Source organism: Streptococcus parasanguinis (assembly GCF_016648925.1).
Classification (GTDB): Bacteria; Bacillota; Bacilli; order Lactobacillales; family Streptococcaceae; genus Streptococcus.
Genome location: NZ_JACLQX010000033.1, coordinates 1 through 19,094 on the forward strand (window position 1 = coordinate 1; position 19,094 = coordinate 19,094).

General features: G+C 41.8%; 15 protein-coding genes. 14 read left to right on the plus strand and 1 reads right to left on the minus strand.

Annotation, left to right across the window (positions count from 1 at the left end; all coding sequences use genetic code 11):
- Positions 1-76 precede the first annotated feature (76 nt).
- Positions 77-2,416: a cation-translocating P-type ATPase gene (locus H7T97_RS09575; RefSeq protein WP_201090150.1), complete on the minus strand. Its 2,340-nt coding sequence runs from the start codon at positions 2,414-2,416 to the stop codon at positions 77-79.
- 175 nt (positions 2,417-2,591) lie between these two features.
- Between H7T97_RS09575 and H7T97_RS09580 the strand changes: the two genes are divergently transcribed.
- The 14 genes from H7T97_RS09580 to H7T97_RS09645 all read left to right on the plus strand — a co-directional run bounded on the left by H7T97_RS09580 (position 2,592) and on the right by H7T97_RS09645 (position 19,019).
- Entirely contained in the window at positions 2,592-3,338 is a 747-nt protein-coding gene (locus tag H7T97_RS09580) for a lysophospholipid acyltransferase family protein (RefSeq protein WP_049472129.1), read from the plus strand.
- 66 nt (positions 3,339-3,404) lie between these two features.
- Positions 3,405-4,073, plus strand: a complete 669-nt coding sequence (locus tag H7T97_RS09585) for a helix-hairpin-helix domain-containing protein (RefSeq protein WP_201090151.1) — start codon at positions 3,405-3,407, stop codon at positions 4,071-4,073.
- Complete coding sequence (locus H7T97_RS09590) at positions 4,054-6,300, plus strand: DNA internalization-related competence protein ComEC/Rec2 (protein ID WP_201090152.1); 2,247 nt, start codon at positions 4,054-4,056, stop codon at positions 6,298-6,300. The genes H7T97_RS09585 and H7T97_RS09590 overlap by 20 nt, the downstream gene beginning before the upstream one ends.
- Before the next feature lie 75 nt (positions 6,301-6,375).
- Positions 6,376-6,978 (plus strand): DUF805 domain-containing protein, encoded by a 603-nt coding sequence (locus H7T97_RS09595; RefSeq protein WP_023917645.1) that lies wholly within the window; start codon positions 6,376-6,378, stop codon positions 6,976-6,978.
- A 23-nt stretch (positions 6,979-7,001) separates the two neighbouring features.
- A complete protein-coding gene (holA, locus tag H7T97_RS09600; RefSeq protein ID WP_049486408.1) occupies positions 7,002-8,036 on the plus strand; it encodes a DNA polymerase III subunit delta in 1,035 nt (344 codons plus the stop codon).
- An 88-nt stretch (positions 8,037-8,124) separates the two neighbouring features.
- On the plus strand, positions 8,125-8,730 hold the full coding sequence (gene sodA / locus H7T97_RS09605; RefSeq protein WP_003006336.1) for a superoxide dismutase SodA: 606 nt from the start codon (positions 8,125-8,127) through the stop codon (positions 8,728-8,730).
- Between the two features lie 210 nt (positions 8,731-8,940).
- The gene (locus H7T97_RS09610) at positions 8,941-10,413 is read left to right on the plus strand and encodes a helicase HerA-like domain-containing protein (protein ID WP_049486409.1); all 1,473 of its coding nucleotides are present in this window, start codon (positions 8,941-8,943) and stop codon (positions 10,411-10,413) included.
- Between the two features lie 98 nt (positions 10,414-10,511).
- Entirely contained in the window at positions 10,512-11,579 is a 1,068-nt protein-coding gene (locus H7T97_RS09615) for a serine hydrolase (protein ID WP_037599267.1), read from the plus strand.
- 159 nt (positions 11,580-11,738) lie between these two features.
- Positions 11,739-12,428 (plus strand): Crp/Fnr family transcriptional regulator, encoded by a 690-nt coding sequence (locus H7T97_RS09620; RefSeq protein ID WP_021152876.1) that lies wholly within the window; start codon positions 11,739-11,741, stop codon positions 12,426-12,428.
- Between the two features lie 236 nt (positions 12,429-12,664).
- Complete coding sequence (gene arcA / locus H7T97_RS09625) at positions 12,665-13,894, plus strand: arginine deiminase (protein WP_003002445.1); 1,230 nt, start codon at positions 12,665-12,667, stop codon at positions 13,892-13,894.
- 85 nt (positions 13,895-13,979) lie between these two features.
- On the plus strand, positions 13,980-14,996 hold the full coding sequence (argF, locus tag H7T97_RS09630) for an ornithine carbamoyltransferase (RefSeq protein WP_201090153.1): 1,017 nt from the start codon (positions 13,980-13,982) through the stop codon (positions 14,994-14,996).
- An 85-nt stretch (positions 14,997-15,081) separates the two neighbouring features.
- Positions 15,082-16,026, plus strand: coding sequence for a carbamate kinase (arcC, locus tag H7T97_RS09635; protein WP_070595140.1), 945 nt, complete (start codon positions 15,082-15,084; stop codon positions 16,024-16,026).
- A 124-nt stretch (positions 16,027-16,150) separates the two neighbouring features.
- Positions 16,151-17,665: a YfcC family protein gene (locus tag H7T97_RS09640; RefSeq protein ID WP_021152879.1), complete on the plus strand. Its 1,515-nt coding sequence runs from the start codon at positions 16,151-16,153 to the stop codon at positions 17,663-17,665.
- Between the two features lie 19 nt (positions 17,666-17,684).
- Entirely contained in the window at positions 17,685-19,019 is a 1,335-nt protein-coding gene (locus tag H7T97_RS09645; protein ID WP_201090154.1) for a dipeptidase, read from the plus strand.
- Positions 19,020-19,094 lie beyond the last annotated feature (75 nt).

The following is a 19,094-nucleotide window of genomic DNA, read 5'->3' on the forward strand; positions in this document are numbered from 1 at the left end:
CCTACTCAACTGTGCGGAGGTGGGACGACGAAATCGAATTCTAACGAATTACCGATTTCTGTCCCACTCTCTTTTTTTAATCAAATTCATATTTTTGGAGAATCGTAGTGAGGATAAAGACTCCTGTAAAGATAGCCATCAATGCCAGATAAACTGGGAAAGTAGTGGTTGTAAGGAGTGAAATCTCGATCAAGTTTTTTAGCACGACCGCAGATGCGTAGAATCCTACTACAGAGAAGAGGATGAGGAGGGCCCGCCAGATATTTAGTGGCAGGCAAGCACGGATAACGGATAGGAAACCGATGGATCCAAGTAAGTAGTAGGATACAGTAGACATATCGGCTGCAGACCAACCATGGCTTGCTCCCCAAAGGCGAATAAACAAGACACTAAAGACGACCATCAAGGCGCTTGGTAAGGCTAACAGAAGGGAACGTCTCAAGAAGTGTTTTTCAACCGGTTTGATATTGCGTTCAAAGGTCAACACAAATGGTGGGAATCCTTCGACGAATTGGTCGATCAGGGTGATTTGAATAGGAATGAAAGGGAAAATCAGCAAATAGTTGACGTTAAAGAAGAGAGCACTGGCAATACAGATGATAGCCAAGAGGAAGGAATAGATCGTTTTGATAAAGAAGATTGGAGCGATTCGTCCAATGTTATTCACCACACGACGGCCTTCAAAAAGAATTTCTGGAACGTCATTAAAGTCAGAGTTTAAAAGAACAATATTGGCAATTTGACGAGTTGCTGGATCTCCCTCTGCCATCACGATGGAGCAGTCTGCTTCACGAAGAGCAAGGATATCATTGACCCCATCTCCTGTCATAGCAGTCGTCCGACCAGCTGCTTTCAAGGTTTGGATAAGCAGTTTTTTCTGGTGAGGAGACACGCGCCCAAAGATAGCTGTTTCTTCTGCTTGATCCACTAATTGATCATCAGAAATTTTTGAACAATCGATGTAGTTCTCATAATTTTTGAAGCCAGCTTGTTGAGCGATATAAGAGACCGTCACAGGGTTATCACCGGAGATGATTTTGAGATCCACTCCTTGAGAGCGCAAATACTCAAGAGTATCTGAAGCCCCTTCACGAATGGGGTCTGTAATCTCAATAACGGCAATCCCTTCAAGATTTTCAGGCAGTTTCAATTCCTGCATGCTGATCAGTTCTGAACTGTGAGCCAAGACGAGCACCCGCGATCCACGGGCTTGTGCTTCGACGACAGCAGCCGGATTTTCTTTAAGGAGCATTTCAGGAGCACCGAGAAAGACGGTTCCAAGGTTGGATAGGTGCATGGCTCCCCATTTCCGATCACTTGAGAAAGGAATAATGTTTTCCGCAGTATAAGCATGCTCCAACTCCCCATAAGCCTTGCGAATAGCTTGAGCAGTAGGATTGGTGTCCTCGCTATATTGCATGTAGGCAGAGAGGATGACCTGGATCGTCTGTTCCGAAAAATGATCAGATAAACTATGGAGAGATTCGACTGTCATCTTCCCTTGAGTGATGGTACCGGTCTTATCAAGACACAAGGTATCCACACGCGCCAAGGTTTCTACTGAGTACATTTCTTGGACAAGAACCTTGCGCATACCGAGCTTAATAACCGCTGTCAAAAGAGACGTAACTGTCAGTAAAGCGATCCCCTTTGGCAACATTCCCAAGAGAGCTGTGGAAGAATTCACGACAGAATCTTTGATTGGCAGCATCTTGATCAACAGTGCTTCAAAGAAGAGGGCAAGGCCAAATGGGATGATAATTTTACCAGTGAAGCTAGAAATTTTCGCTAAGTTATAAAGAATACGCGAATTGATAGGCTTCAGGGTTTTAGCTTCCATCATCAGTTTGTTGGCATAGTTGTTTGCTCCAACCCGCTTGACACGGGCATAGACTTGACCACTGGCAATATAACTACCAGAAAGCAGTTCATCGCCAACTTCTTTTAAGACCAGATCACTCTCACCAGTCAGCATAGCCTCATTGGCTTCTGCAATACCAGACATGACTTCGGCATCACTAGGGATCTGCTCACCTGAAGATAAGAGCATTAAATCACCCAGAACAAGCTTTTCTGGTGGAATCGCATCTTTTTCCCCGTCTCGAATGACAGTCACTAGCTCACGACTCATGAGATTGAGTTTATCAATCATCCGCTTGGCGCGCATCTCGGTCATGATCCCTGTAATGGCATTGAAGCAAATGACTGCGAAAAAGATCATATTGCTCCAGGCCTGTACAGCAGCCAAGGCCACAGCAATCACAAAGTTTAAGGTATTAAACAAGGTGAAGACGTTGCGCTTGATAATTTGCCAGGTGCTGGTACTTGTATTCGTTGTAAAATCATTGGTTTGTCCGCGATCCATTTTCTTGCGGACTTCACTGAGGGACAAGCCCTTTAAATCAATAGTTTCCATAGACAATATGATATCATTTTTTTGAGAAAAAGACTATCTAGAATCGGTCCGCTGAGACAATTTTTATCTAAAAAAGGTTTGCGGTCAAAATCAGGATACGGTATAATAAGAAAGAACCTTTTACAGGATGGAATATCTTGTAGAGAGACGAATGAAATGGATTTGAGGAACAACTATGTTTTATACCTATTTACGTGGCCTTGTTGCCTTTATTCTGTGGGTTTTAAATGGGAATGCCCATTACCATCATAAGGACAATATTCCAGATCAAGAAGAGAACTACATCTTGGTATCGCCTCACCGGACTTGGTGGGATCCGGTCTATATGGCCTTCGCGACCAAGCCAAAGCAGTTTATCTTTATGGCGAAAAAAGAACTCTTCACCAATCGTATTTTTGGCTGGTGGATTCGCATGTGTGGGGCATTTCCGATCGACCGTGAAAATCCGGGAGCAGAAGCCATTAAGTATCCTGTCAATATGCTGAAAAAGAGCAACCGTTCCTTGATTATGTTCCCAAGTGGAAGTCGTCATTCTCAAGACGTCAAAGGCGGTGTTGCCATCATTGCCAAAATGGCGAAGGTCCGTATCATGCCAGTGACTTATACTGGTCCAAGAGACTTGAAAGGGTTGGCAACGGGTGAACGCATTGATATGAACTTTGGACATCCCATTGATATTTCGGATATTAAAAAGATGAATGACGAAGGAGTGGCAGAAGTTGCCCGCCGTATCCAGGAGGAATTTGATCGCTTGGATGCGGAAGCACAAGCGATCAACACCCCAACAAAACCTTTTATCTTGATTCGTTTGTTAAAAATCCTTTTGATTCCTCTTGTCTTAGTAGTGGGCATCTTGACCTTGCTCTTTAGTTACCTGGCAAGCTTTGTATGGGATCCAGACAAACATCGGAAAAACAAGTAAAAAAACTGAGAGTCTTTCTCAGTTTTTTTTATTTTTACGAATAATAAAAGTGAGAGGAGGTTTCTTATGGAGGATATCATCGAAAAAATCAAAGAATATAAGCTCTTTTTGGCTCTTACAGCTATCGGACTCTTACTTGGAGGGTATTTTCTTTTTCATCGACCTCAGTCAAGTGCATCCACCATACCGGATCTTTATCAGGCTTCGAGTTCAACTTCGAGCAAAGAAAAGGTGCAGACCACTAGTTCCAAAGAAGAAAAGACGACGACTTCTGTATCTGATGCACCCGAGATCATTACGGTCGATGTCAAAGGAGCCGTCAAACAACCAGGTGTCTATGAGTTGCGCTCCAATAGCAGAGTCCACGATGCTATTTATAAGGCAGGCGGGATGACAGCAGATGCCAATAGCCAATCGGTCAACTTGGCGCAAAAACTCTCCGATGAAGCAGTGATCTATGTTGCTAAAGAAGGAGAGGATGTTCCAGCACTTGGAAGTTCAGAAAGTTCTGCAACTTCGTCAGCGCCAGCAGAAAAAACAGGCAAGGTCCATTTAAATCGAGCAACCGAATCAGAGCTCCAGACAGTATCGGGCATTGGACAGAAACGTGCCCAGGATATTATCGCCTATCGCGAAGCAAATGGGCCTTTTCGATCAGTGGATGATCTGAAGAATGTTTCAGGAATCGGAGAGAAAACACTGGAGAAACTAAGAGATGCTTTCACGGTGGATTAAAGACCTTCCTTTTTCGCTTGTCCATCTCGCCTTTGTGCTCCTATGGCTGTATTTTAGTATCTATCAACCATCTTGGCTTTCGATCAGCGGTCTAGTAGTAGTGGGAATTTTAGCAGTTCATCACTATAAAGGGGAGCGCTCAAGTTTGCTAGGGCTTGCTTTAGCAACCCTTTGTTTTGCGGCCTTCTTTGTCTTTCAGCGAATACAGGATCATCCAGTACAAGCAGAAAGTCAGCCCCCATCCCACTTACGTCTGATTCCAGATAGCATCAAGATCAATGGGGACGCCCTGTCTTTTCGTGCTAAAAATCAGGGAAGGACCTACCAAGTCTTCTACACTTTAAAATCAGAAAAAGAAAAACAGCAGTGGCAAAGTCAAACCCACTTGCTGGAGTTGACATATAAAGGTGCTATAGAAGAGCCAGAAGGGCAGCGAAATTTTAGAGGATTTGACTATCGGTCTTATTTGGAAACACAGGGGATTCACTATCAAATAAAAATTGAAGCGATCCAATCCGCACTTCCTATACAGACTTGGAATGTTTTCGATTGCCTATCTCAATGGAGGCGCCAAGCCATTGTTTGGAGCAAGGAGCACTTTCCGCAACCGATGAACCAGTATATGACCGGCCTTCTTTTTGGCTATTTAGATACGGATTTTGAAGAGATGGACCAGCTTTACACGAGTTTAGGAATCATCCATTTGTTCGCCTTATCTGGGATGCAGGTTGGCTTTTTCATCAATGGGATCCGGAAAGCTCTCTTACGTCTAGGAATCTTGCAAGAGACAGTCGATATCTTGATGCTTCCAATTTCTTTGGTCTATGCTGGCTTGACAGGTTTTTCTGTTTCAGTGGTTCGTAGCCTCTTGCAGAAGATCCTCTCTCAAAAGGGGGTCCGAGGGATGGAGAATATGGCGATGACCTTGATGATCTTAATGTTGCTTGTGCCCAAGTTTCTCCTGACAGCTGGAGGGGTCTTGAGTTGTGCCTACGCCTTTATTTTGACCTTGGTAGATACCAGTTCTTATTCCGGACTTAAAAAGCTACTAGTGGAAAGTTTCTGGATTAGCCTGGGGATTTTGCCCCTTTTGACCTATTACTTTAGTGTCTTTCAACCCTGGTCATTCCCTTTAACCTTCCTCTTTTCTTTCTTATTTGACCTTGTCCTTCTTCCAGGTTTAACGGTGCTATTTATCTTATCGATTCTAAAGCCCCTTACAATTTTTAACAGTTTCTTTCTTCTCATAGAGGAGTGTATTCGTTGGATTTCAAAGCTCACGTCGCTACCTTTGGTATTTGGTCAGCCGACGGGACCAGCTCTGATCGCTCTCTTCCTTCTTTTAGGGATCTTGTATGATCTTCGAAAGCAAAAAAAACTTCGTTTCCTGTTAATAGGCATGATTCTACTCATCTTTTGTTGGACCAAGCATCCTTTAGAAAATGAGATTACCATGGTGGATATCGGTCAAGGAGACAGTATCTTTTTACGCGATTGGAAAGGAAGAACCATATTGATTGATGTCGGAGGACGTGTCACTTTTAAAAGTGGAGAAAAGTGGCAAGAGCGCAGTCAATCTGCCAATGCGGATCAAACCTTGATTCCCTATCTCAAGAGTCGAGGTGTTGGAAAACTCGATGCTTTGGTCTTGACTCATACAGACCAGGACCATATGGGCGATATGGTGGAGGTTGCCAAACAAATCCCGGTTAAAAAAGTGTATGTCAGTCCAGGCAGTCTCACCAATTCTCAATTTCAAGAGAAATTGAAACAGCTTCATAGTCCGATTAAAGTAGTCCAGAGAGGAGATCAACTACCTATTTTTGATGATCATTTAGAAGTCTTATCCCCTGATGAAGTGGGGGATGGTAAAAATGATGATTCGATTGTCCTCTATGGACAGTTCTATCAGAAACGATTTTTGTTCACAGGTGATCTAGAAGAAGCCGGAGAGAAAAAACTATTGGAAAACTATCCACAATTACAAGTGGATATCTTGAAAGTAGGCCACCACGGATCTAAAGGTTCCTCTAGTGATGTGTTTTTAGACCAGTTACATCCTCAGTTGGCCTTGATCTCTGTTGGAAAGAAAAATCGCTACCAGCATCCCCATAAAGAATTACTCGATCGTCTAGAGGAACGATCTATTTCTTATCTTCGTACCGATGAAAGGGGAGCGATTCGCTTGATTGGATGGGACCATTGGAGGGTAGAAACGGTCCGCTAGAGACGAGGAGAGGTTTGCTTTCTATGCTGAAAATTGCTATTATAGAAAGTGAAATCAATGTAAAGGTAGAATCGTATGAACGCATTTAAGCAATTTTGGATACAGTATGCAGATTTTTCAAGTAAGACCAGTCGGGCCCATTTTTGGCTAGCTTTTTTCTGGAATTCCCTGATTTCGTTGCCTCTTTGGGTTTTTTACATCGTGACCTCTTTATCCCATCAAAATGCTCAAGAAACGCTCAATTTTTCAACTGTTCATTCTAAGACAGGTTTATGGGCGCTCGCTTTCTTAGCATTCTTTTACTTCCTCATTTTGGTACCCAGTCAAGCCATTTGTGTGCGTCGCTTGCGGGATGCTGGGATCCATTGGTCTTGGATCTTTTTGAACCTTGGTCCGGTTCTGCTCTATTTGTTGACGGGTCTAGATATTTTCCTATTTCTCTGGGTGATTACAGTTATTTCTCTCTTGATTCTCATGATGCTTCCAGGGAAAAACACCTTCCCACAACCAGTAGAAACTCCTATGGGAGTGGCTTCTGAACCACAGGTCACAGCGACAGGGGGGAGCTTTGGAGGCAACTCGTTTGAGCAAATCCCTAATTTTGTAGCAGCACCTGATTTGTCTGATGAAAAACCACCATTGGAACAAAAAATGGCTGCTGAACACGAAATCCACTAAACTGATAGAGATAAGAGAGTTTCATGCAAGCAATTACCGACACTAAACATCTGACGGTTCAAACTCTGCCTCCTATTCTTGTCTTGACGGGTGAGGATGTAGGTCAATTTGAATGGTTAAAAAAAGACATTTTAAAAAAAATAGGCTATGATACTTCAGATTTGAATTATTCTTATTTTGATATGAAGGAAGCCTCCTATGCTGAGGTCGAGCTGGATTTGGTCAGTCTTCCCTTTTTTGCAGATGAAAAAATCGTGATTTTGGATCACTTATTGGATTTGACCACTGCCAAAAAACGCAATTTAACCGATGAAGATCTGAAGCAATTTGAAAATTATCTGGAAAATCCTTCTGAATCGACCCGTTTGGTGATATTTGCAGAAGGAAAATTAGATAGTAAGCGCCGCTTGGTCAAACTCCTAAAACGGGATGCCCAAATCATTGAAGCGACCACTCCTAAAGAGCAAGATTTAAAGCGTTATTTTTCTGGTCAGGCGCAAGAATTGGGCTTACACTTTGTTGGCGATTCCTTGGACCAGTTGCTCTTAAAATCTGGCTATGATTTTGGAGAGTTACAGAAGAATCTCGCTCTATTGCAGGCTTATAAAGAAGATGGTCAGATTACCCTCCAAGATATCGAGGAGGTTGTTCCAAAGTCCTTGCAAGATAATATTTTTGATCTGACACAGATGATTCTCAAACGCCAAATCGATCAAGCCCGGAATTTGGTTAAGGATCTTCGCTTACAAGGAGAAGATGAAATAAAATTGATCGCTATTTTGTTGGGGCAATTCCGAATGTTTTCTCAAGTTAAAATTTTCTCAGAAGAAGGCCAATCCGAAAGCCAAATTGTAGCGAGCTTGTCGGACTTGTCAGGACGCAAGGTCAATCCTTATCAGGTGAAGTTTGCCTTACGGGATAGCCGCAGGCTTACTCTGTCCTTTTTGAAGCAAGCTATGATGACCTTCATCGAGACGGATTATGCGATTAAAAGTGGAACATATGAAAAAGACTACTTATTTGATTTGGCCCTGTTGAAAGTAGCGAATAGCGTCTAACGATGAATGAAATCGCAAGCAGATTAGTTGAATAATTTAGCTGTTTGCGTTATCATCAAGTCAGTAATAAAGAAAAGAGGACCATAAAATGGCTATCATTTTACCAGAATTACCATATGCTTATGATGCATTGGAACCTTATATCGATGAAGAAACCATGCATTTGCACCATGATAAACACCATCAAACATATGTAAACAATGTGAATGCAGCTCTTGAAAAACATCCTGAAATTGGAGAAGACCTTGAAAGCTTGTTAGCTGATGTTGAATCCATTCCAGCTGATATTCGCCAAGCTGTGATCAACAATGGTGGTGGTCATTTGAACCACGCTCTTTTCTGGGAATTGATGACTCCAGAACAAACAGCTCCTTCAGCAGAACTTGCTGCAGCGATTGATGCTACATTTGGTTCATTTGAAGACTTCAAAGCAGCCTTCACAGCAGCAGCAACGACACGTTTTGGTTCTGGCTGGGCATGGTTGGTTGTCAACAAAGAAGGCAAACTCGAAGTGACTTCAACAGCAAACCAAGATACACCAATCTCTGAAGGTAAAACACCAATCCTTGGTTTGGATGTTTGGGAACATGCTTACTACGTGAAATACCGTAACGTACGCCCTGACTACATCAAAGCTTTCTTCTCAGTGATCAACTGGAATAAAGTTAATGAATTGTTTGCAGCAGCAAAATAACAAAATGAAGGAATCTATAAGAGCAAGTATTGGCTCTTATAGATTTTTTTATGTGCATCCGGAAAATCGGAGTATAATTTCTTGCGTTTGGTCAGGAAAATGATACACTAGTAGGAGTGTGTCTTACTTGTCTGAAGCCTGGTTTGAAGGGCCTAGGCAAGGTAAAGATAAACCTTAAAATGAAAACTGAAACATTCAGGGAGAAATGAAATGACTAGTATTACCATTACTAAAGGAGCTGTTGAGACGCCTATCTATTTGCGGATGTTGAATCGTCATGGCTTGATTGCAGGTGCAACAGGAACAGGAAAAACGGTTACGCTCAAGGTCCTAACAGAAAAATTAAGCAAAGAAGGAATTCCGGTCTTTCTAGCCGATATCAAGGGAGATTTATCTGGCTTAGCCAAAGCAGGGCAATGGACACCAAAACTGGAAGAACGCTACAAGCTTCTTGGGATCACAGATCCGTTTGAGCCACAAGCTTTCCCTGTTCGATTGTGGGACGTCTTTGGCCAAGCTGGTCATCCTGTTCGTGCGACTGTCGAAGGGATGGGGTCATTGCTTCTGTCTCGTCTGCTTGATTTGAATGAAACCCAATCAGGAATTCTCGCAATTGTCTTTAAAGTGGCTCAAGAGAAAGATTGGCCCTTGATTGATTTGAAGGACCTGCAAAGCCTTTTAAAGGAAGTCTATGAACACAGTTCAGACTATTCAGCCCAATATGGCAATATCACCAAACAATCTGTCGGAGCCATCCAAAGAAGTCTCTTGGTTCTTGAAGAAGAAGGAGCAGACCAGTTTTTCGGAGAGCCCGCACTTGATTTAAATGACTTCATGCAACTCGATGCATCTGGTCGTGGTTATATCAATATTCTTTCGGCTACAAAGCTCTTTCATTCACCAAAATTGTACTCAACCTTTTTGATTTGGATGCTGTCTCGTCTTTTTGAAACACTTCCAGAGGTTGGGGATCCTGAAAAGCCAAAATTGGTCTTCTTCTTTGATGAAGCGCATCTTCTCTTTAAGGATGCAAGCAAGCTCTTTCTTGAGAAGGTTGAGCAAGTGGTACGCCTAATTCGTTCGAAGGGTGTAGGGATTTACTTTATTACCCAAAATCCTCAAGACCTTCCAGAATCTGTTTTGGCACAGCTTGGAAATCGTGTTCAGCATGCACTTCGAGCTTATACACCAAAAGAGATGAAGGCGATTAAGGTGGCTGCCCAAAGTTTTCGTCCGAATACAGATTTTGATACAGAAACAGTGATCACAGAATTAGGGACAGGGGAAGCCTTGGTTTCTTTCCTCAATGAAAAGGGACAGCCTAGTGTGGTTGAGCGTGCTTATATTCTCTCTCCTCAATCGAGTTTTGACCTCTTAAATGAGAGTGAACAATTGGCCTTGATCACAACATCGCCTTTCCATCAAAAGTATGCGACGACGATTGATCGGGAATCTGCCTATGAAAAATTAGCAGCTAAAGCAAGCAAGGAAGCACAAGAAGAAGAGCAAAAAGAAGCAGAAAAAGAACGAGCTGCGGCGGAAAAAGCAGAGCAAAAACGCAGTCCAGGTCGCCCAAGAAAATCCAGTCTTGAAAAGGCAAAAGATTCCTTCTTGAGTTCCTTATTCAGGACGATTGCGCGTGAGATCGCTAAGCTGATTATGGGCTCCTTTAAACGGAAATAAGCCTTTTATGAAAAGAAAAAACCTTTTTAAAAAGAAACCGTTTTATCTTTCTGATAATTCTTGTTATTTTCAGTAGAATCTTTTATAATTAATCTCGTATGAAAAAATATTTTAATCTACGCTCGATCATGATTGCGGTCAGTATTTTATTGTGCTTAGTGGGAACAAGCGCACTGGGCTACTTGCATCTTACGCAACCAACAGCATCAGCAATTGAAAAAAAAGCAAAGAAAACAAAAGAAGCAAAAGAACAAGATATCGAAAAGTCTACCCCTGAGACGAAAAAACCGCGTGTCAAATCTCCTGAAGCTAAGCAAGCAGTAGTAGATGCAGACATGGAAACGATGAGTGCTTATGGCCTTGTCTATGATTATGCTAATAAAGGCTTGGTAGAGGTTGTTCAGGATTTCCTAGCGGAAAGTGGAATTGATCCGTCACAAGTTGCTTTCACGTATCGCAATGCCATTACTGGAGAGCAATTTGCTATGAATGATCTTCAACCAATGACGGCAGGTAGTACCTATAAGCTACCCTTGAACATGTTGGTGGTGGATGAAGTCGCAAAGGGCAAACTGAATTTAACAGATCGATTTGATATTACCAATACCTACTATGAATATGTAGGGGAGCATGACAATTACGTTGCTGCCTTTGATGGAGCCATGTCTATCCCTGATATGCAGCGCTATTCATTGGTTTACTCTGAAAATACCCCAGCCTATGCCTTGGCAGATCGTTTAGGGGGGATGGAGCAAGCGCGCAAGTTATTCAGTCGTTATGGTCAATCCCGTTCACCAGAGGTTAAAACCTTTAGCGAAGATAATAAAACGACAACGGATTATTACATCCATGTCTTGGAATATCTTTGGAATCATCAAGAAAAATATGCGGATTTACTAGAACTGATCGGGGAGTCTTTCCCAGGTGAGTACTATAAAAAATTCTTGCCAGATTTGGTGATTCAACAAAAACCAGGATATGTTGCTGAAGCACTTAATGTGGATGCGATTGTCCGTGAATCGACTCCTTATTTGGTTGCCATTTACACTGCAGGACTTGGAGGTACGACTCCAGAAAGTTCTGAAATCAGTGGCGTTGGTCTTTATCAATTGGGACAATTGGCTTATGTTATCAATGAATGGCATCGTGTCAATATGAATGAATAATCGACAAAAGGTCTGAGTTTTGCTCAGACCTTTTCTTTTAACAAAGTATCATGAAAATGACTTGGTGTTTCGAATTACTTTTCTGTTCTAAAGAGACTTCTTTCCCTTTTCTATAAAAAGTATGTTATACTACTAATAGTAATAAGAGGAAGTATAGACATGATTACAAAGGAAGATTACCAGTTGCTCCGCTCGCATCCAGCCTTTTCTGAGCTACCAGTGGAGCTATTTGATAAATTAGCTGTTGAAATTCATGCCAGGGATATCCCTAAAGGACAAATTTTATTTTATGCAGGAGATAAGCGGGAGCGCATTTTTCTTCTGGCAAAAGGCTTTGCTCGTATTGAGCAATTTGATTCGTCGGACCAATTCTCCTATATGGATTATATAAAGAAGGGAGCTTTGTTCCCTTATGGTGGGATGTTCCAGGATGAGCGTTACCATTATACAGCTAGTGCGGTGACGGATTTGCGTTGTTTCGTGATCCCCGTCAATCTCTATGAATTATATGCCCAAGAGAGCAAGGAGCAGTTGCTCTTTATTACGAGAAAGCTATCCTCCATCCTAGAATTTCAAGAGTTGCGCTTGCGTAATGTCGTGACAGCTAGTGCCAGTGAGCGCGTGATTCAATCCTTAGCCATTCTGTGCAAGGATTATGAAAGTCTAGGAAATCAGCTTCCATTTCCAATTAGTATGAAGGAAATGGCCAAATTAGCAGCCACAACCCGAGAAACTGTCAATCAAGTTTTAAAGAAACTCATCGATTCTCATAAGATCCAGTATGAGAGAAAACAACTAACTTTTCTAGATACAGCTTACTTTTTAAAGAGTTTTGAAGAGATCAACTAATTTGTTGATCTTTTTTTATTTTTTACAAAAAAATATATATTCATAAAAATAATATAAAAGGCAAAATATGCAAAGAAAACGCTTCATATTAACTAAAAAATAGGAAAGATTCAAAAAAACGCAAAATTCTTTGCATTCAAAAAGTAGAATCCTTTGTGAAAGCGGTACCAATAAAGAATATAATAACAATTGTAATAAGCTTGTGAACAAGCTCAAAGAAAAAAGGAGGATGACAGATGTCAACTAAACCAATTCATGTTTTCTCAGAAATTGGAAAACTGAAAAAAGTAATGTTGCACCGTCCAGGTAAAGAGTTGGAAAACTTGATGCCTGACTATCTAGAGCGTCTTCTTTTTGATGATATTCCATTCTTGGAAGATGCACAAAAAGAACACGACAATTTTGCTCAAGCGCTTCGTAACGAAGGAATCGAAGTACTTTATCTTGAAAAATTGGCAGCTGAGTCATTGACTACTCCAGAAATTCGCGAACAATTCATCGAAGAATATCTTGATGAAGCAAACATTCGTGGACGCCAAACTAAAAACGCTATTCGCGAAATCCTTCGTGGTATTGAAGACAACCAAGAATTGGTTGAAAAAACAATGGCTGGTTTCCAAAAAGCTGAGCTTCCAGAAATTCCAGAAGCTGACAAAGGCTTGACAGACCTTGTTGAATCTGACTACCCATTTGCGATTGATCCAATGCCAAACTTGTACTTCACACGTGACCCATTTGCTACAATTGGGAATGCAGTATCATTGAACCACATGTATGCTGATACACGTAACCGTGAAACTTTGTATGGTAAATACATCTTCAAATATCACCCAGTATATGGTGGTAATGTAGAATTGGTATACAACCGTGAAGAAGATACTCGTATCGAAGGTGGGGACGAATTGGTCCTTTCTAAAGATGTCTTGGCAGTTGGTATCTCACAACGTACAGATGCTGCATCAATTGAAAAATTGTTGGTAAACATCTTCAAGAAGAACGTTGGCTTCAAGAAAGTATTGGCCTTCGAATTTGCGAACAACCGTAAATTCATGCACTTGGATACAGTATTCACAATGGTGGACTACGATAAATTCACTATCCACCCAGAAATCCAAGGCAACCTTCGCGTCTTCTCTGTAACATATGAAAATGAAGCATTGAAGATTGTTGAAGAAAAAGGTGATTTGGCTGAATTGCTTGCTGAAAACCTTGGTGTTGAAAAAGTTACATTGATCCCTTGTGGTGATGGCAATGTGGTTGCAGCTGCTCGTGAACAATGGAACGACGGTTCAAATACTCTTACAATCGCACCTGGTGTAGTAGTTGTATACGATCGTAACACAGTTACAAACAAGAAATTAGAAGAATACGGACTTCGTTTGATTAAGATCCGCGGAAGTGAATTGGTTCGCGGTCGTGGTGGACCTCGTTGTATGTCAATGCCATTTGAACGTGAAGAAATCTAATAGAGAAGACCGAGAGCTGGTCTTGAGGGATCAGCTCTTCCTTCTTACTGATCAATACTAGAAAGAAAATAGGAGACAATTAGAAATGACAGATTCAGTATTCCAAGGACGTAGCTTCTTGGCAGAAAAAGACTTTACACGTGCAGAGTTAGAATACCTTATCGGACTTTCAGCTCACTTGAAAGACCTTAAAAAACGCAACATTGAACACCACTATCTTACTGGTAAAAACATTGCGCTTTTGTTTGAAAAAACTTCAACTCGTACTCGTGCTGCCTTCACAACAGCAGCTATCGACCTTGGTGCTCACCCAGAATACCTAGGTGCAAACGACATCCAACTTGGTAAAAAAGAATCTACAGAAGATACTGCTAAAGTTCTTGGACGTATGTTTGACGGTATTGAATTCCGTGGTTTCAGCCAACGTATGGTTGAAGAATTGGCTGAATTCTCAGGTGTTCCAGTATGGAATGGTTTGACTGACGAATGGCACCCAACTCAAATGCTTGCAGACTACTTGACAGTTCAAGAAAACTTTGGACGTTTGGAAGGTTTGACACTTGTATACTGTGGTGATGGACGTAACAACGTTGCGAACAGCCTTCTTGTAACAGGTGCTATCCTTGGTGTGAACGTACACATCTTCTCACCAAAAGAACTCTTCCCAGAAAAAGAAATCGTTGAATTGGCAGAAGGATTTGCAAAAGAAAGTGGCGCTCATATCTTGATCACTGAAGATGCTGACGAAGCAGTGAAAGGTGCAGACGTACTTTACACTGACGTTTGGGTATCAATGGGTGAAGAAGACAAATTTGCAGAACGTGTTGCCCTTTTGAAACCTTACCAAGTAAACATGGATTTGATTAAGAAAGCTGATAACGAAGACTTGATCTTCTTGCACTGCTTACCAGCCTTCCACGATACAAATACTGTTTACGGTAAAGATGTTGCTGAAAAATTCGGCGTAGAAGAAATGGAAGTTACTGACGAAGTGTTCCGCAGCAAATATGCTCGTCACTTTGACCAAGCTGAAAACCGTATGCACACCATCAAAGCGGTTATGGCAGCTACTCTTGGTAACTTGTACATTCCAAAAGTTTAAGACTTTATAACCGTATACCAACAGCTATAGGGGCTGGACTGCTAGCTTTAGTCCTGCCCCTATTTTTTATAGAAAGGGATAACTTATGTCAAGAAAAATCGTCGTTGCCTTGGGAGGAAATGCGATTCTCTCATCTGATCCTTCTGCACAAGCTCAACAAGAAGCGCTTGTAGAAACAGCTAAACACTTAGTCAAATTAATCAAAAATGGGGATGACTTGATCATCACTCACGGTAATGGTCCTCAAGTAGGGAACCTCTTGCTCCAACACTTAGCAGCAAACTCTGAAAAGAACCCTGCTTTCCCACTTGATTCATTGGTTGCTATGACCGAAGGAAGTATTGGCTACTGGCTTCAAAATGCTCTTCAAAATGCTCTTCTTGAAGAAGGAATTGAAAAAGACGTGGCTTCTGTTGTGACACAAGTCGTTGTTGATAAGAACGACCCAGCTTTTGTCAACCTCAGCAAACCAATCGGTCCATTCTACTCAGAAGAAGAAGCAAAAGCAGAAGCTGAAAAATCAGGAGCAACTTTCAAAGAAGATGCTGGTCGTGGCTGGCGTAAAGTCGTGGCTTCACCAAAACCAGTGGATATCAAAGAAATCAATACCATCCGTACTTTGTTGAACGACGGTCAAGTCGTTGTGGCAGCCGGTGGTGGTGGTATCCCAGTTGTGAAAGAAGCAGATGGTAGCTTAACTGGTGTGGAAGCTGTTATCGATAAAGACTTTGCATCTCAACGTTTGGCTGAATTAGTAGAAGCAGACCTCTTCATCGTCTTGACTGGTGTCGATTATGTCTTTGTGAACTACAACAAACCAGACCAAGCAAAATTGGAACATGTTAATGTGGCTCAATTGGAAGAATATATCAAACAAGACCAATTTGCACCAGGAAGCATGCTTCCTAAAGTAGAAGCTGCCATTGCCTTCGTCAATGGTCGTCCAGAAGGAAAAGCAGTTATTACGTCACTTGAAAACCTTGGCGCTTTAATTGAGTCTGAAAGTGGAACAATCATCCAAAAAGACTAATGAAAGATTAGGAAAAAACTAGTATTTTAAAGCTTATTGTGATAGAATAAATCTATAGGTAAGCGTTTTACAAGATGTTCTTGTAAAATCTCACTCACACTTTGTTGCGTTAGGAGGAAGACAAATGAGTGAAAAAGCTAAAAAAGGGTTTAAGATGCCTTCATCTTATACCGTATTGTTGATCATCATTGCTATTATGGCAGTGTTGACTTGGATTATCCCAGCTGGAGCTTTTGTGGATGGTGTTTATAAGTCACAACCGCAAAATCCTCAAGGGATTTGGGATGTCTTGATGGCTCCTATTCGTGCCATGCTAGGAACAACACCTGAAAAAGGTTCGTTGATTAAAGAAACTAGTGCGGCGATTGATGTAGCCTTCTTCATCTTAATGGTCGGTGGTTTCCTTGGTGTTGTCAATGAAACTGGTATGCTAGACACTGGTATTGCTTCCATCGTGAAGAAATACAAAGGTCGCGAAAAAATGTTGATTTTGGTTCTTATGCCTTTGTTTGCTCTTGGTGGTACAACGTATGGTATGGGTGAAGAAACCATGGCCTTCTATCCGCTCCTTGTGCCAGTTATGATGGCCGTTGGATTTGATAGTTTGACTGGGGTAGCCATTATCTTGCTCGGTTCACAGATTGGATGTTTGGCATCTACCTTGAACCCATTTGCAACAGGTATCGCATCTTCAACTGCAGGTGTTGGTCTTGGTGAAGGTATCATCCTTCGTTTGATTTTCTGGGTTGTCTTAACTGGTCTTAGCACTTGGTTTGTTTACAAGTATGCAGATAAGATCCAAAAAGACCCAACCAAATCTCTCACCTATGCAACTCGTGAAGAAGATATGAAATTCTTCAATGTTGGTGAAGATGATGAAAATGTTAATTCAACTCTTTCAAAGAAACAAAAACAAGTCTTTGTACTCTTTGTTTTGACCTTTGTCTTGATGGTCTTGAGTTTCATTCCTTGGAATGATCTCCATGTTACTATTTTCAGTGACTTTAACACTTGGTTAACAGGCCTTCCAGTAGTTGGTAAGATTGTTGGTACTTCAACTCAAGCTCTCGGTTCATGGTACTTCCCTGAAGGAGCAATGCTCTTTGCCTTTATGGGTATTTTAATCGGTATCGTTTACGGATTGAAAGAAGATAAAATTATTTCATCCTTTATGAATGGTGCAGCTGACCTCTTGAGTGTTGCCCTTATCGTAGCAATCGCTCGTGGTATCCAAGTCATCATGAACAACGGTATGATCACTGATACTATCTTGAACTGGGGTAAAGAAGGACTCAGTGGACTTTCATCTCAAGTTTTCATCGTCTTGACTTACATTTTCTATTTGCCAATGTCATTCTTGATCCCATCATCATCTGGTCTTGCCAGCGCGACAATGGGTATCATGGCTCCTCTTGGAGAATTCGTACATGTACGTCCTAGCTTGATCATCACTGCCTATCAATCAGCATCTGGTGTCTTGAACTTGATCGCACCAACTTCTGGTATTGTAATGGGAGCTCTTGCTCTTGGACGCATCAACATTGCTACTTGGTGGAAATTCATGGCAAAACTTGTCGTTGCTATCATTGTAGTAACAATTATTCTCCTTCTTCTTGGAACCTTCGTTCCATTCCTATAAGAAGTGAGTGAGGTGTTTCATGAAAAATAGAATAAAGGACGATGTGAAAGAGCAGTTTTTAAACTCTCTTCAAACCATCATTTCTTACCCTTCTGTATTAAATGAAGGGGAAAATGGAACACCGTTTGGACAAGCTATCCAAGATGTCCTAGAAAAAACCTTAGAGCTTGCTCGAGAATTAGGTTTTCAAACATATATAGATCCTGAAGGATACTATGGATATGCAGAGATCGGTCAGGGGGAAGAACTCCTGGCCGTTCTTTGTCACTTGGATGTTGTTCCAGCCGGTGATCTAAAAGATTGGCAAACGCCACCTTTTGAATCGACCATTGTCGGTGACTATCTAGTAGGTCGTGGTGTGCAGGATGATAAGGGGCCGTCACTCGCTGCCCTCTATGCAGTTAAGAGTTTACTGGATGATGGCATCCAGTTTACCAAACGAATCCGCTTTATTTTTGGGACGGATGAAGAAACCTTGTGGCGCTGTATGAACCGCTACAATCAAATCGAAGAGCAAGCAGATCTTGGATTTGCACCGGATTCTTCTTTCCCATTAACCTATGCTGAAAAAGGCTTATTACAAGTGAAATTGCATGGTCCAGGTTGGGATGATCTTCCCTTACAGGCTGGTCAGGCCCTCAATGTTGTTCCGGATAAGGCGACCTATGCTGGTCATCGTTTGGAAGAGTTGCTTCCTGTTTTGGATCAAAGTGGGGTTCAGTATAGCCAAACTGAAGATTCTGTAACGGTTTTGGGTGTTTCCAAGCACTCTAAAGATGCAGCTGAAGGAGTGAATGCCATTGTCGGTTTATCGGAAAGTTTATCCCTCATCCAACCCCATCCAGCTTTGCTCTTTATCGCAGATGCTGTTGGTGAGGATGCGACTGGTGAAGCTCTATTTGGCAGAATTACAGATGAACCAAGTGGCGATCTTTCCTTTAATCTTGCGACCTTTGTGATCGATCAAGAACAATCGGAAATCGGAATTGATATTCGGATCCCCGTCTTAGCAGACAAGGATGCCTTGGTAGCTCGTTTGCAAGAAATTGCAGCTAGTTATCAGTTGGAATATGAAGAGTTTGATTATTTGGCTCCTTTATATGTTCCTTTGGATAGTCCTTTAGTCAGCTCTTTGATGGCCGTCTATCAGGAAGAAACTGGTGATAAGACGCCAGCTATGTCTTCTGGTGGTGCGACATTTGCGCGGACCATGGAAAATTGTGTTGCCTTTGGGGCTCTTTTCCCGGGTGCAGAACAGACCGAGCATCAGGCCAATGAACGGGCAAAAATTGACGATCTCTACGCTGCGATGGAAATCTATCGAGAAGCCATTCAACGCTTAGCCACCATATAAAAAAGAGGCTGGGACAAAAGTCCTAGCCTCTCAATTATTTTTGGATTGTCGAGCAAGACGCAGTGGTTGAGTGGG

What these genes read in the sequence shown, in the direction of transcription:
- H7T97_RS09590 (WP_201090152.1), top strand. Translation starts at nt 4,054, where the DNA reads ATGCTTTCACGGTGGATTAAAGACCTTCCTTTTTCGCTTGTCCATCTC.
- sodA (WP_003006336.1), top strand. Translation starts at nt 8,125, where the DNA reads ATGGCTATCATTTTACCAGAATTACCATATGCTTATGATGCATTGGAA.
- arcA (WP_003002445.1), top strand. Translation starts at nt 12,665, where the DNA reads ATGTCAACTAAACCAATTCATGTTTTCTCAGAAATTGGAAAACTGAAA.
- H7T97_RS09640 (WP_021152879.1), top strand. Translation starts at nt 16,151, where the DNA reads ATGAGTGAAAAAGCTAAAAAAGGGTTTAAGATGCCTTCATCTTATACC.
- H7T97_RS09580 (WP_049472129.1), top strand. Translation starts at nt 2,592, where the DNA reads ATGTTTTATACCTATTTACGTGGCCTTGTTGCCTTTATTCTGTGGGTT.
- arcC (WP_070595140.1), top strand. Translation starts at nt 15,082, where the DNA reads ATGTCAAGAAAAATCGTCGTTGCCTTGGGAGGAAATGCGATTCTCTCA.
- H7T97_RS09575 (WP_201090150.1), bottom strand. Translation starts at nt 2,416, where the DNA reads ATGGAAACTATTGATTTAAAGGGCTTGTCCCTCAGTGAAGTCCGCAAG.
- H7T97_RS09595 (WP_023917645.1), top strand. Translation starts at nt 6,376, where the DNA reads ATGAACGCATTTAAGCAATTTTGGATACAGTATGCAGATTTTTCAAGT.
- H7T97_RS09610 (WP_049486409.1), top strand. Translation starts at nt 8,941, where the DNA reads ATGACTAGTATTACCATTACTAAAGGAGCTGTTGAGACGCCTATCTAT.
- H7T97_RS09585 (WP_201090151.1), top strand. Translation starts at nt 3,405, where the DNA reads ATGGAGGATATCATCGAAAAAATCAAAGAATATAAGCTCTTTTTGGCT.
- holA (WP_049486408.1), top strand. Translation starts at nt 7,002, where the DNA reads ATGCAAGCAATTACCGACACTAAACATCTGACGGTTCAAACTCTGCCT.
- H7T97_RS09620 (WP_021152876.1), top strand. Translation starts at nt 11,739, where the DNA reads ATGATTACAAAGGAAGATTACCAGTTGCTCCGCTCGCATCCAGCCTTT.
- H7T97_RS09615 (WP_037599267.1), top strand. Translation starts at nt 10,512, where the DNA reads ATGAAAAAATATTTTAATCTACGCTCGATCATGATTGCGGTCAGTATT.
- H7T97_RS09645 (WP_201090154.1), top strand. Translation starts at nt 17,685, where the DNA reads ATGAAAAATAGAATAAAGGACGATGTGAAAGAGCAGTTTTTAAACTCT.
- argF (WP_201090153.1), top strand. Translation starts at nt 13,980, where the DNA reads ATGACAGATTCAGTATTCCAAGGACGTAGCTTCTTGGCAGAAAAAGAC.